The organism is Aetokthonos hydrillicola CCALA 1050, from assembly GCF_017591665.1.
Classification (GTDB): Bacteria; Cyanobacteriota; Cyanobacteriia; order Cyanobacteriales; family Nostocaceae; genus Aetokthonos; species Aetokthonos hydrillicola.
Genome location: NZ_JAAKGC010000077.1, coordinates 1 through 15,158, shown reverse-complemented (window position 1 = coordinate 15,158; position 15,158 = coordinate 1). Strand labels below are relative to the sequence as shown.

Genomic DNA, 15,158 nt, shown 5'->3' with positions numbered 1-15,158 from the left:
TGCTCTTGCGCCAGAGGGAAAAAGATCTTGTTTTCAAGTGGGCGCTACTCCAAGAAGGCGCATCTTTTTCTCTCTGGTACACTCTCCTAAGAACTCTCTTCGTAATTTATGAGACAGCGCTTGCGACAGCTAATATTCTTCGTGAGCGCTAGTTTTTAAGGTTATCTTGAAAAAGATGGAGAACGTGTTTCCAAGCATCCATCGCAGCTTCTTGATTTAAATTGGGATTCTGTTCTAAAAATGGGTACTTATCGATGAAGAGTCCACCAAAAAAACCGTGCCCTGTGTCGTAGCGAAATACGCGATGGTTGATTCGATGCTTCTTTAGTTCAGACTCAATTTTAAGATTTTCTTGTTCAGAAACAAACGAATCCTTCGTAGCAAAAAAAGTATAAATAGCGCCTTTAATTGCTAAAGTGCGATCAATCGTTGGAGTCTCTTCTCCAAAGTTGGGAGTTGTAATTCCAGCACCATAGAAGGAAGCCGTTGCTTTGATATCGGTTAAAGTTGCTGCCATATAAGCAACATGACCACCAAAACAAAACCCAATGCAGCCAATAGAATCAGGTTTAACATTCGGTAAAGTTTTGAGATAAGCGATAGTAGCTTGAATATCGCTCATTATTTCCCAGTATTTTACTTGTTGATAGTATTGCAACCCTAATTCATAGGCTTGTGGACTGTAGCCTATATCTTGTTCGCTAAACCCAAACTCAAAACCGGGAGCAATACGTTGGAACATTGCAGGTGCGATCGCTACATATCCCTGTTGTGCTATCAATTCAGTGATATCCCGAATATTTTCATTAACGCCAAAAATTTCTTGGAAAACTATAACTGCACCAAAACTTCCTTTTTCTAATGGTTGTGCTAGATACGCCTCGATTTGTAAATCACCATTGGGTATTTTGACGTAAGTTGTCTTAACTTCTATATTTGTCATCAGTTTATTTGGGTAGAAACCCCGTCCTTCTAGGACGGCTTTACAATTAATTAGCAACACGCCAGGAGTTGTAAGATAAAAACTTACAATCTGTGGGTACTGCGTTTTGACATAACCGCTTGCCAGTTTTTAAGCTGTGCAAGCTAATTGTTTTTCTGTCTGGATCTTTCTTGGTAGGTGATTCCTGCCAGCCACTAACATAGGTAAATCCATATTTGGGGTGTTTAACGATAGAGCCACGCTTAAAGCCTACGCTAATTGTTCCGCCATAACGAGAACGGATGTGTCCTGGTGCGTGTTCTAGTCGATGAAGTTGACGACGGTGAAACCTTAAAGGAATAATTTCAATCAACTTGGTATTGTCTGGCGCTAAATGACCGTCTGTGTACCAGTTAGCCAGTACCCACGAGTCAACGCAGTGAGCATCGAACTTGTTAGAAAGCTTGTTCTTAGACTTTTTCAACCCCAAGACCAGTCGTAATTCGTAGGTATCCTTGCCTGACTTTGTTTGTAGTGGTGCCCGAAGCTGTAATTGACCGTAAAACCATTGTTTACCAACCTCTAAGGGTGAAAACATGCGGTTCCACTTTTTACCGTTTTTCCAGGTTTTAGCCTTGATGTCTTCTACAACAAAAGCAGTAACCGGGAACATAGCAGACAACCATTTACATATTCGTAACTTCCATTGCCATCTAGCTAGTGTGGACGGCGCTAGCTTTTGTTTGTTAGCTAGTCTATTACTACGATTTTTGCGGCAAGGCGTCTTACGATTTCTTCTAGTGCGCCGCATATTACGGCGTGTCTCGACGTGATCTTTTACCCAATCAACTGCGTGTGTTTGCACATTTAAATAGGTGTGCGCTTTCGATTTAACGGTGAATCCTTCGCGCTTTGAACCAGGGTCAACTCCTACGGCTATTGGTTGGCAGTTGCGGTTAGATGGTTCTACATTGAGTCGAACACAAAACACTCCCTTTTTAAAAAATGGTGTTGCTTTCTTTGACTTGATCCAACGTCTTGCCCTGGCTGGGGTTGTTGGCATCAGTGGTCTATTGTTTTGGTCTACAACTGCTACGAACATTGATGATAAATCCTATTTCTAGGTGTATATATCCCTTCGACACTGACCGATGGAGAGGAGAAGAACTAGGGAGGCATTCTTCCGTCCTATGAGCTACCACGCATAACCGGTTCAGTTACTTGTCCTAGCCTTGCGGCTAGCGTCTAGACACTGGTTTAACTCGAATTCAAAAGGTGGTTAATCTTTCTCTTTCAAGCCCCCTGGCTTATAGCCGGGGGTTCGTGACTGGCATTTCTCCAGATTTGAATTTCTTGTTGCTGCCCGTAGCAATACGCGTTCCTCAGCAGCGCTCCGCTATCGCATTGTTATCTACCCCTGACTTTCTGCTACACCTCTTCTTTAGAAAATGTGAACTAATTGCCAAATTTCCTAAAATTCGGTAAAAATAATAGTTAAGATGCTGTAACCTATCTTAACAATGCCTCCTGTGCAGTTGTCTCAAACTCTTAACACTTCTACCCAAACAGCAACAGCCAAGCAAAGGTACGAATATGACTTGGTGATTGTTGGCGGCGGAATTATTGGCTTAACCTTAGCTTCAGCTTTGAAAGATTCTGGCTTAAAAGTGCTGCTGATAGAAGCGAGGGTGGACTCAATAGCAGTCTCTAAAGGACAAGCCTACGCAATACATATGCTCTCAGCACTCATTTACCAAGGAATAGGAGTCTGGGACAAAATATTGCCTGAAATTGAGACATACCGTCGTGTTTGTCTTTCTGACGCTGATTATCCTCATGTATTGGAATTCCAGACAGCGGATTTATGTACACAAGATCTCGGTTATGTCGCTGAGCATCAAGCGCTGTTAAAGCCTTTGCAGGAATTTGTCCAACAGTGTCCAAATGTAACTTATCTATGTCCTGCGGAAGTTGTAAATATTCAGTACCAGCAAGACGTAGCAGCAATAGATATTAAAGTGGCTGGCGAAATACGGACAGTTCGTAGCTTGTTAGTCGTTGGTGCTGATGGTGCGCGATCGCCTATCCGCACTGCGGCGGGAATTAAAACTCATGGTTGGAAATATTGGCAGTCTTGTATTGTTGCCTTTGTCAAACCAGAAAAACCCCACAATAATACTGCGTACGAAAAATTTTGGTTTAGTGGTCCATTCGCAATTTTACCTTTACCAGGAAACCGTTGTCGAATTGTGTGGACTGCCCCTCACGAAGAAGCCAAAGCCTTGTGTGCTTTAGATGATGAGCAGTTTTTAGCAGAATTAACTCGGCGTTATGGTCATCAGATGGGCAAGTTAGAATTATTGGGTGAACGCTTTATTTTTCAGGTACAACTGATGCAAAGCGATCGCTATGCCCTTCATAGATTAGCTTTAGTCGGTGATGCAGCACACAATTGTCATCCTGTTGGTGGGCAAGGGTTAAATTTAGGCATTCGAGATGCAGCCGCTTTGGCGCAGGTTATACAAGAAGCACACCTTAAAGGAGAAGATATAGGAGATCTTCAGAATCTCAAGCGTTATGAGCGCTGGCGTCAAAAAGAGAACTTAACAATTTTAGGTTTCACTGATTTATTAGATCGAATGTTTTCTAATAACTTCTTCCCAATAGTCATAGTTCGTCGGCTTAGTTTGGAAATTTTGCGACGAGTTCCTATGTTAAAAATAATGACTCTCAAATTAATGATAGGGCTTTTTGGTCGAACTCCCCATATGGGAACATCCAAATAAGTATTGTAGGGTGCGCTCTTGACGAAGTCTGTAACGCACCTCTAGGGAGTGCAATACCGTTTATAAAACACTTCAACCTTTTCCGTCTTCGTGCTGATGAGATTTAGGCTGATCTACTTGAATTGATTCTGATAAACGTTTGGCTAAAGTTAGAAAATCAGAAGGTAACATTACTATAGTAGTCGTGTTATTTTCCGCACCAATTTCTGTCAGCATTTGCAGTCGTCGCAATTCCAAAGCAACTGGGTTTTCTACAATTAACTGTGAAGCTTCTGCTAACTTAATAGATGCTTCTTGTTCTGCTGAGGCTTTAATTAAACGTGCACGTTTTTCTCGGAGTGCTTCTGCTTCTTTTGCCATTGCCCGTTGCATAGACGTAGGAATTTCTACATCCTTCATTTCCACCCGTTCAATTACAATTCCCCAAGGTTCTGTGATTTCATCAACAATTTCTTGAACTTTGGTGTTAATTTTATCGCGGCTTTGTAAAACATCGTCCAAATTATTTTGACCAACAACATTACGTAAAGTTGTTAAAGCCGCCTGATAAACAGCCAACTCATAGTTTTCAACTTTATTAATAGCTTTGTCAGGACTAAGAATGCGGTAGTATAGAACAGCGTTTACTCTAATTGTAACGCTATCAGCAGTTACAGTTTCTTGAGGCTCAATGTTTACCGTTTTAGTGCGAATGTCTAGCTGTGCCTTTTGGTCAATAAATGGTAATATCCAGTACACACCAGGACCTCTAACACCATTGATTCTACCTAAACGAAAAATGACACCTCGCTGATACTCTCTATCGAGCTTAAGCCCAAAAGCTGCTAGGAATATAAATACAGCCAACAACGTGCCTAGTGCGCCCATTTCTCACCTACCTCCATTTTACATAGTTCTATTTTATTCAATATAAAAATACACTCCAGGAAATGTTGAGTTTTGTGTTTACTCAATCTGACAACAAACTTTGACGGTTTCAAAAATTTGTGATGAGAGGAAATTTTATTTGCCAAACAAATACTATGTATTAGGATCCTGACGATAAGTCCAACAATCCCCTTTTGGGTGTCTATTATTTGTAGACTATTGTGATTAATGCTCTAGCATTTTTAGTATAAAAAATAACATAAAAATCATTGATAATTCTTGCTTCTTAATTAAAAATTAAAAATCTAAAGCTGAAAATTGGAGATCAAACCCTTAAGTGATGCTAAAGTGACAAGGAATTCACGTAAAACTTTCAGCGGGTATTCATGCTGAAGAAGCTACAAAAAAAGCATATTTCTCTAATTGCGGGCGCTGGACTGTTTGCCTTTTTGGCTGGGGCAATGGTATCAGCTCCTCAAGTTAGCAAATCTATAGGGCAATGGCTTAAACAGGACAATCAAACGGATCAAGTTTCTGAGGCAAACAATGTCAAATCAGCCGTACTTCCATTGGTGCTACAATTTCCAGGACAACGAGCCGCAAAACTAGAAGCTCTAGCGAAAAGTTCGGAATCATTAGAACAAAACCGTGCTCGTTATCTGTTGGCTAGTGACTTAATTGAACGGAATGTTGCCAAAGATGCTATATCACTACTTGAAGGATTAGACAAAGAGTATAAAGTCCTTGCTCCTTACATTTTGCTGAAACAGGCCCAAGCATATGATATTTTAGGAGAACAGGGTAAAGCCTCTGATCTGAGGCATCAAGTACTTAAACTATATCCTAAAGAAGCAGCTTCTGCTAAAGCCCTCTATCTTATTGGTCAACCAGAAGATCAAGATAAACAGATTGCACAATTTCCTTCCCACCCTCTTACCTGGGAAGTTATCCGTAAACGATTAGAAAGTAATCCCAATCAGCCACGATTGCAGTTATTATTGGCCAAATACGCTTTTGATCAACCAGGAGTGATTCCTGTTTTGACTCAGTTATTAAACGATCCTACGTTGAAGCCTGATGACTGGGAAATCATCGCAAATGGTTATTGGGAAAATAATGATTTCGCCAAAGCTGCCGTTGCATATGCTAAAGCACGACCAACATCTCGCAACCTTTACCGAACGGCAAGGGGATTACAGTTAAGTGGAAAGAGAGATAAAGCGATCGCCGCATATAAGCAACTCACTAGCCAATTCCCTGATGCCAGAGAAACTGCTCCTGGTATGCTGCACTTAGCAAGCCTGCTAAAACCATCATCTGAGAGTTTACCTTATCTTAATCAGATAATCAGGAAATTTCCAGACAAAGCAAGTGAAGCTCTGTTACAAAAAATCAAAATTCTTGAAGCCCAAAAAGATCAAAAATCAGCTAACGAAGCACGGCAATTACTGATCACTAAGTACGACAATTCTTCAGAAGCAGCAGAGTATCGTTGGAAAGTTGCACAAGACAAAGCAAAAGCGAAAGATTACAAAGCTGCAGTGCAATGGGCACAACCAATTATCATCAACAACCCTGACAATATTTTAGCTCCCAGAGCAGGCTTTTGGGTTGGTAAATGGTCAAGTAAATTAGGCAAACAAGAGGAAGCAAAAAAGGCTTATGAGTACGTACTCAGTCAGTTTCCCTATTCTTACTATACATGGCGCTCAGCAGCAATATTAGGACTAGATGTTGGCAACTTTAACACGCTACGGCGTCTAAATCCTCAAGTAATTGAACGCCAGCGTCCATTACCACCTGCAGGTTCTGACACTTTTAAAGAATTGTATTTGCTTGGACAGGATCGGGATGCTTGGTTACAATGGCAAACTGAATTTGCAAATAAGATGCAGCCGACTGTAAATGAGCAGTTTACAGAAGGGTTGATGCGGCTAACAAAGGGAGAAAATTTAATTGGTATTGACAAAATTTCTAAAGTACAAGACAGAGAAACACCAGAGGAACAAGCCCAATACCAAGCTCTTAGTAAACAAATAACCTACTGGCAGGCTCGTTACCCATTTCCCTATATTCACTTAATTGAGAAATGGTCGAAAGAGCATCAGATTAATCCCTTGCTGGTAACGGGTTTGATCCGTCAAGAATCCAGGTTTGAACCAAAAGCCCATTCTGTTGCTGGTGCTGTTGGGTTAATGCAAGTGTTGCCAAGTACAGCTAAATTGATGGCTTCTCAAATCAATTTTGACAGCAAAAAAATTGACTTGGAAAATCCTGACAACAATATTATGTTCGGGACTTTGTATTTGGATCATACTCATGACCAATATGCTAATAACTCTTTGTTGGCGATCGCGAGTTATAATGCAGGTCCTGGTAATGTTGCTAAATGGCTACAAATCTTACCCAAAGATGATCCAGATGAATTTGTGGAAGCAATCCCCTTTGATGAAACCAGAAATTACGTCCGGCAAGTCTTTGGTAACTACTGGAATTATCTGCGACTTTACAACCCTGAAACTTCTCAGATAGAAGCAAGATATTCCACTCTACGTCCACAACCACCATCGCCTTCATAAGCAAAGGGAGTGTGATATTGACACACTCTCCTATGAACAAGCAGAGTGTGTCAACTATAACGAATTGTATTGTGCTATAATTAGGTGCTTTCTGGGGAAAGAGAAGAGGAATGACCAACCTACTGGCTGGTACAGAAGTTGAAGCGCGAAGTTTACGTTGGGAGGTGGTTAGTGTCACCCAACTGGGACAACAAACTCTTTACAGGTTACGTTGCTTAGAAGGGGAACTGCGAGGTGAGGAATTTGACATTCTCTACCCCTTTGAATCTGTAACACCAGTTATTCGTGATTTGCGTCCAGATAAAGCAGCACCTTTACCTAACTGGTTAGTTTATCATCAAGGGTTCCTGTTGGAACAAGCCTTGGGAAGTGATGCTTTAGTGGCTGTCCAACCCGGTCGTCTGCGTTTAGAAGCGTATCAATTGGTTCCAGTATTACGAGCGCTTCGCATGAGTCGAGTGAGGTTGCTGCTGGCTGATGGGGTTGGTTTGGGAAAAACTATTCAAGCGGGATTGATTATCACCGAGCTGATGGCGCGACGGGTAGCACATCGGATTTTGATTGTGTGTCCAGCAGGACCATTGTTGGAACAGTGGAAGTTAGAAATGGCGGAGCGCTTCGGTTTGCGGATGGATGAAGTTAACCGAGGAAAGTTGGAAGAAATTCGTCGCGGTACAGAGTTAGGAGCAAATCCTTTTGATTATATTGCTTTGGGTATCGCTTCGATTGATTTCCTTAAGCAGGAGAAAATTCTAGAGTTATTAGAACGAGCAAATTATGACATGGTGGTGTTAGATGAAGCCCACCACTGTATGGATTTAGGTGCGGTTGAAGAAAGAGACGATTCCCAAAGGCGACGATTAGCAGAAGTTTTGGCACGACGTTGTGATTCTTTGTTGTTGTTGACTGCAACACCCCATGATGGAAATGACCGTTCTTTTGCTTCTTTGTGTGAGTTGTTAGATTTATCTTTGGTGGATGGGAGAGGTAATTTACGTGGAGAACGCTATCGAAGTTATGTGGTTCGCCGTCTGAAATCGCACATTCCCGACCGATTTAAAAGCCGGATCGTGGAACCAAAGCCAGTGTTTGTTAATCAAGAACATCGTGATTATATGGCTTTGCAACAAGGCTTATTGGAATTGTTAGCACCAGAGTTGCGTAAAGCTTTTCGCAAGAAACGCTATAGCGATGTTTTGGCTTTTCTCGCTTTACTCAAACGCAGTGTTTCCACTGTAGAAGCTTGTAAAACAACGCTCACAGTCGTCGCTGAAAGATTTCAGCAGTTACTCACGGAAGGTTCAGAAACTCAAGAAAGCCGACGTCAAAGGTTAAAGACTTTGCGGGAATATTACCGCAAGTTGGAGCGATTTGGGACGGTTAGTTTTGAGGAAGAGCAAGAACAATTTACCCTGGAAACAGAAGAATTAGCCCAAAAATTGGCGGAATTACAAAGAGAAGTGGGTTCTGAGTCGCGATCGCTTTCCAAAATTTCCAGTCTTGTTGAAGCGTTGGATAATTTGATTGAATTGGCTGATGCTGCGAGTGACCAAGACCCAAAACTACAGCAGTTGGTGCAGGAAATTCAAGATATTCGCACCCATCACCCCCAATCAAATGTTTTAGTTTATACAGAATATACAACCAGCCAGCGTGCAGCCGCAAAAGCATTAGCAGCAGCAAAGATTGAAACGATTCTTACCCTGAGTGGAAACGATGGTGAAAAGGTAAGGTTGGAAATTACAGAACGCTTCCGTAGCGAGAGTAATTTAGTGTTAATTAGTACGGACACAGCAGCAGAAGGTTTAAATTTGCAACAACGCTGTCATCATTTAATACATTTAGAATTACCTTTTAACCCTAACCGTCTAGAACAGCGCAACGGACGTATTGACCGTTATGGACAAGAGTATGATCCTGTGGTGCGTTACTTATTTTTGCGCGGAACTTTTGAGGAGAGAATTTTATTAAGGTTAATAGCAAAATACGAACGTCAGCGTGCGAGTTTAACTTTTGTTCCGAATACCTTGGGTTTAACAACTTCCAGTGATGCTTCGGCAGCAAGGTTATTACAGGGTTTAATGGAAGAAGACCAAAAATTATTTAAAGACGATACACCACTGTTAGTGAATTTTGACTCTCAAGAAGATGACAACGCTGCTACAGATGCAGCAACACAAGAACTTCTAGAAGAAATTGATCGTTCCCTTAAGGGTTTTCAGCAAACATCACGTACATACCCTTGGTTAGGGGATGCAGGATTGAATGCAGAACAACGTTTGTTAACCCAAGCGGATGTAGCTAGAGAGAAAGGTAAAAGCAGTTCTGGTGTGGATTTATTTGGTTTTGTGCGTGATGCGGTTTTGCTGGATGGTGGGGATTTTGTCTCAACTCAGAACCCAGACATTTTTACAGTGCATCTTCCTTGGTCTTGGAGTTATGGACTTGATGAGTTACCAGGATATGAGGCAGATACACGTTGTTTACGACTGACCGTTAATATAGATATAACCCGCGATGAGCAAAATCGCCCAGTTGGTTTCTTAGGTCGCGCTCATCCTTTGGTAAGGCGTGCTTTGGATAGGGTACGTAATTTATCATTTGGTGGTGCAGATAATAACACTCAAGATAGTCGCGTCAGTGCGGTTAAAGCTGATGTCAAAAAACCTACTTTACTATTTACTTTTTTAGGTAGGGTTGCTAGCGGTACAGGATCGGAGTTTGAGCGGGTGTTGGCTGTAAAAGTTTCGTCGGATGGGGAAACAGAGTTTTACGACCAAGCGCAAGATTGGCTAAATTTAGCCGACCCCAAACAGGCGATACGTACAAAAGATGTATGGAAAAATAACTTTGAGCAAAGCTGGGAAATTGCTCGTCAGCAAGCGCAAAACGTAGTCAAACGCGGTTGGTTACCCCTGGCGGAAGGGTTTATTCAAGAACGTAGCCAGGAGTTGGAGATTGAAAAAGCACGTCAAGCCGAATGGTTACAACAGCGTAGCCAAGAAATTACTGGAACAGACGTAGAAATAGTGAGACAACTCAGTTTATTTGATACTTTAGCATCTACGCAACAAAGTTTGCCTGAATCGAATTGGAGATCTCTATCTGACCCAAAACAGAGGTTAGCAGGGTTTGCAACTGATACTGCTCAATCTGTGCGTTCGCGTAGTGAAGCTGACGGGGTGTTAAGAATTTACGGTCAGCGAGTGAAAATGTTAGAGTCAAAATTAGCATTGCAAACTCCGGAAGTTTTGCCTTTGGGAGTGTTGATGTTGCTTCCTTGACTCCTGACTCCTGACTCCTGACTCCTGAATTCTGCCCTAAATATGCCTCTCAACCTCCAACATTGTACTTTTACTGGTCCTGCTTTACCTGAACCCTTTGTCCGCTTTGAGTTAGAAAAAGAACTAAACAAAGCAAAACTTATCCCGAAAATTACGGGGAGTGAGGGTAAGGAATTACAAGAGGTGTGGACTTTCTACCGTCGCAAATTGAGGGAGTTAGCGACGCGAGGTGGTGCTGTGCGGGTGAAGAATCATGTTATTACACCGTTGTTACAGTTGTTGGGGTATGACCGCATTGAGTCAGCTGGAGAAGTTGCAACTCGCGAGGGTTTGGAAACTGGGGGAGATTTGCTGTTAACTGCTGACGGTGAAGCGCGTTTACGAGTATGGTGTGTGGATTTTGAAACAGATTTGGATGCACCAGCAAGGCGAGGGAGTGCTTATCGTTACAGCCATTTAAGGATCGCCCAGCGAGTTTTGCTGACTTGTGGGGAAAGATTTGGACTATTAACGAATGGTGTGGAATTGCGGTTGTTGATTTGTGACCCTGCAAGACCAGATTCTCAGGTTAATATTGCAATTGACCCGTATTGGAAACGTAACCGCGATATTCCTGATTCTTTTTTGCTTGTGCTGGCGTTAGCTTGTCCAAATGGTGTTAAAGCTTTACCTGATTTGGTGGAGAAAGCGCGGTTACAACAGGCTCGGGTAACGAAGGAATTGCGACTACAAGCGCGACGTGCAGTTGAAAGGTTTATACAGGAAATTTTAGATCATCCCCGGAATGTAGAGAGGCTAAATACCATGTCTCTACAAGGTGCAGGGTTAGCAAAGCAGTTGTGGAAGGAAGGTTTAATTATTGTTTATCGCTTATTGTTTATCCTGAAATTGGAGACAAGCGACAACCCTGCACAAGCTTTTAGTTTTGCTTCTACGAGTTTGTGGAGGAATACTTTTTCACCAAGTATGGCGATCGCAAAGTATGGGCGAAAGGTATTGGATGATGGTTTGGAAACGGGGAGTTTGCTAGAGTCAGGGATGCGTGCATTATTTAAAATGTTCGCTTCTGGAATCTCTTGTACAGAAATGTCAGTTAAACCCTTAGGTGGTGCGTTGTTTGGGGAGAATGCAACACCTGTATTGTCTCATTTAAATTGGGGAGAAAGGGCTGTTGCACATTTATTAGACCAGTTATTGTGGACAACACCGCAAAAAGGTAAAGGACGGGAACGAGTACATTATGCTCCTTTGGATGTTGAAGATTTGGGGCGTGTTTACGAAGCTTTACTGGAATTAGAACCAGGAATTAGCACTGAACCTATGTGTCGTTTACGACGACAAAAGTTAGAAGTGGTAGTTCCAGTTGCGCAAGGGGAGAAATATCGTCCTGTTCGTAGTGAGGATTTGAGTCCTGAAGATATCCTAGATGAAGAAGAAGAAATAGAAGAAGACGAGGAAGAAACACCAAAGCAGGGTAAAAAAACCAAGGTAGAATGGATAGAAGAGATTCCGCCAGGACGGTTTTATTTGCGGGTGGGTTTGGGACGAAAGGCGAGTGGTTCGTATTACACTCCTCACTCTTTTGTGAGGTTTTTGGTGAAGGAAACATTAGAACCGCAAATAAATGAACGCAGTCCTCAAGATGATCCGAACCCAGGAGAAATTTTAAAATTAAAAGTATTAGACCCAGCTATGGGAAGCGGTCACTTTTTAGTGGAAGCTTGTCGGTATTTGGGTGAAAAGTTATATGAAGCTTGTCGGTTGTGTGATGAGTTAGCAACACAAGCGGAGGTACAAAGCGACCGGGTTGGTGTTCGGGATACAGAGAAAGAAACTCAGCTACTAGAAAAAGCCAAAATCTATCGTCAACGGATCATTGATTTACCAGACCCAAATGATAAATTAATGAAATATCTGCCTTCTGCTGCACCGGAAGGAGAAGAAACAGGTTTTTCTCAAGCCGAAGCGATCGCGCTGTGTCGTCGGTTAGTAGCAGTGCATTGTTTGTATGGAGTCGATAAAAATCCTTTAGCGGTGGAGTTAGCAAAATTATCTTTGTGGTTGGAGTCCCACGCTGAGGGTTTACCGTTGACATTTTTAGACCATCGTTTGGTTTTGGGAGATTCGTTAACGGGTGCTTTTTTTTTTTTTGAGGATTTATTGAAAGAACCAGGTACACAAGATACTGTGCAGAAACTTGTTTGGCAAGATGTTAATCAGGAATTTAGAAAAGCGATCAACGAAGCGTTGAAAGACGTTCGAGATTTGGAAGCCACGATAGGGATAGATATTTCTGATATGGCTGTGAAAGAAGCAGCTAAAAAAAGATTAGATAGGGCGTTAGCACCTTTTAAAATTATCGCTGCTGCTTGGTCTGGTGGGGTGATGTTGGAGAAAGATAATTGTGATGATGTTGCCTATTCTAATTTGGTAAAGTTTGTGAATGAGGTGGGAGATTTACCAGAAGATTTAGCAGATAAACCCAAATTATTGGCGATGATTGCGCGGGGTTTGGGTGTGGAGAATGTTCCGTCAAAGCGTGATGATTTGTTGGCGGTTTTGAGTAGTGGTGAATGTGTACCAGCTTTGCCTTATGATTTGACTTTTGCTGAGGTGTTTTATCCGAGTGGGAGGTTGGATGATCGGCGAGGGTTTGACGCTGTTTTGGGTAATCCACCGTGGGATGCAATTCAGTTTAAATCAAAAGAGTTTTTTGCAGCTTTTGATTTTGAAATAATGAATGCACCTACACAAAAAGAAAGAGATAAAATAGAGCATGAATTACTAAGTCATACGAAGGTTAGGCACTTACTTCCAATCATATCAAGAAGATTTTGAACAGCAAAAAAGAGCTAATGACGTTCTTTATCAATATCAAAAAGTTAGAATAGACGGTGATTTAGCAGGAAGACAGTTAGACGCTTTCCGCGTATTTATGGAACGTAACGCTCAACTTCTGGGCCTATCGGCTTTAACTGGTGTTGTTGTTCCATCAGCTTTTCATGCTAATGAAGGGTCTACTGGCATTCGACAACTGTACCTTAAGAAAATGGGACTGAGGTGCTGTTATTCTTTTGAGAATAAAAGAAAGCTATTTGAAATTCACGCTAGTTTTAAATTTGCTACAGTTGTTGCTCAACGTGGAGCAATCACAACTCAGTTTCCCTGCGCTTTCTACCTACATGATGATGAATGGTTATTCACGGAAAATAATGAATTTAAAAGACTGGACTACACACTTGATTTAGTCGAAAAAACAGGTGGACAACATCTTGGCTTTATTGAATTAAGGTCGTCTAAGGACGTGCAAGTAGCACAACAAATGTTTATGAAGTCATTTTTTTTTGGGGAATGGACACAGAAAGCTGGTATTCGTCTACAAAAATCCCCAGCAGCTTTAGATATTTCTAAAAATTCTCGACAGAGATTTGAAGATACAAAGATCTACTTGAAAAGTGACGAAGATCCAAGATATCCGCCAGCACTTACCAAAGCACTGAGTCAGAGACTACTGATAATTCACGAGGGTAAAACATTTAGAGATTTCTCTGATGTTTGGGAACAAAGAAATAGGTATGTTATGCCATTGTCAAAAGCAACTGACCTACCAGAACATCTCGAAAGAGCTAAGAGTTATCAATTAGCAGTCAGAAAAATCGCAAGTTCAACAAACGAACGTACAATAATAAGTTCTACATTACCACCTGGGGTTGCGGTTACCGATAGTGTGTTGGTAGATGCTACGATTTTAGGATCGCCTAATTATAGGAAATTGTTTTTATCGGCAATTGCTAATAGCTTTTCTTTTGATTGGATTGCTCGTCAGTATATCGCTGCTAACGTTAATCTTTATATTCTGGAAAATCTACCTTTAGCGCACACTCAAGAAATTCAATTATTACTTTCTCACTCCGCTCTCCGATTAACCTGCAACCATGATGGATACGAACCCCTATGGGGAGAACAACTAGGGGAAACTTGGCGCGATCGCCAACCTCCTTTCACCTTCCCAGTTCTCCCTACAGACGATGAACGCTGGTTAGTTCGTGCAGCTATAGATGCAGTAGTCGCCGATGCTTACGGACTCAACCGCGAACAATACGCCCACGTCCTTTCAACCTTCTCTCACAAAAGTTACCCCAAAGCACCACAACTTTGTCTCGCTTGCTTTGACGAACTGCAAACCATCGGACTAGAAGCATTCACTAAAAAATATGACCCCTATTTGTAAGAAACTGCAAACAAGAACGCTTCAAACCGCAAACAAGGCAAAATTGAAACCACATTAACTGCAAATAAGAGGGGTCTCAAAACCACATTAACTGCAAATGAAACCACATTATTTGCAACCAAACCACATTAACTGCAACCAAACCACATTATTTGCAAATAAGCTGTAACGCTTGCCCTTCATTGCTTACAGCATTTTTACATCCAAAGGTGTCCAAGTTATACGAACTTTTAAACTGGACACATATGTACATTATTTATGGTTTAATTTGAACTATATACGTTCGATAAAATACAAATTGCGGTTTAAACCGTGATTCAAGTGGCTCTATGGTTATTTATGCTTATTTGAGGGTATCCACCGACCACCAAGACCTACATAACCAACGACATGGCATTTTATAATATGCCAACGAAAATGCTTTGAGTGCGATCCAGTTTATAGAGGATACCGTTTCTGGACGAGAGAAATGGTCAGAACGAGGAGTGG

Annotated in this window: 8 protein-coding genes; 5 read left to right on the top strand and 3 right to left on the bottom strand. The window is 41.6% G+C overall.

All coding sequences use genetic code 11. The annotated features are described in order from the left end of the window. Window positions 1-148: 148 nt before the first annotated feature. A complete protein-coding gene (locus G4P69_RS27575) occupies window positions 149-943 on the bottom strand; it encodes a dienelactone hydrolase family protein (RefSeq protein WP_208341616.1) in 795 nt (264 codons plus the stop codon). Between the two features lie 46 nt (window positions 944-989). Next, window positions 990-2,024, bottom strand: a complete 1,035-nt coding sequence (locus G4P69_RS27570; RefSeq protein ID WP_208341617.1) for an RRXRR domain-containing protein — start codon at window positions 2,022-2,024, stop codon at window positions 990-992. Between the two features lie 418 nt (window positions 2,025-2,442). Here G4P69_RS27570 and G4P69_RS27565 point away from each other — a divergent pair, with 418 nt between their 5' ends. After that, entirely contained in the window at window positions 2,443-3,708 is a 1,266-nt protein-coding gene (locus G4P69_RS27565) for an FAD-dependent hydroxylase (RefSeq protein ID WP_208341618.1), read from the top strand. A 72-nt stretch (window positions 3,709-3,780) separates the two neighbouring features. Here G4P69_RS27565 and G4P69_RS27560 read toward each other — a convergent pair whose 3' ends face one another. Continuing rightward, window positions 3,781-4,575 (bottom strand): slipin family protein, encoded by a 795-nt coding sequence (locus G4P69_RS27560; protein WP_208341619.1) that lies wholly within the window; start codon window positions 4,573-4,575, stop codon window positions 3,781-3,783. Window positions 4,576-4,961: 386 nt separating this feature from the next. Here G4P69_RS27560 and G4P69_RS27555 point away from each other — a divergent pair, with 386 nt between their 5' ends. From G4P69_RS27555 to G4P69_RS27540, 4 genes are all read left to right on the top strand, one after another. Next, a complete protein-coding gene (locus G4P69_RS27555; RefSeq protein ID WP_208341620.1) occupies window positions 4,962-7,154 on the top strand; it encodes a lytic transglycosylase domain-containing protein in 2,193 nt (730 codons plus the stop codon). 110 nt (window positions 7,155-7,264) lie between these two features. Continuing rightward, entirely contained in the window at window positions 7,265-10,438 is a 3,174-nt protein-coding gene (locus G4P69_RS27550) for a helicase-related protein (protein WP_208341621.1), read from the top strand. A 42-nt stretch (window positions 10,439-10,480) separates the two neighbouring features. After that, on the top strand, window positions 10,481-13,276 hold the full coding sequence (locus G4P69_RS27545) for an N-6 DNA methylase (protein ID WP_208341622.1): 2,796 nt from the start codon (window positions 10,481-10,483) through the stop codon (window positions 13,274-13,276). 97 nt (window positions 13,277-13,373) lie between these two features. Beyond that, complete coding sequence (locus G4P69_RS27540; RefSeq protein WP_208341623.1) at window positions 13,374-14,669, top strand: hypothetical protein; 1,296 nt, start codon at window positions 13,374-13,376, stop codon at window positions 14,667-14,669. Window positions 14,670-15,158: the final 489 nt, after the last annotated feature.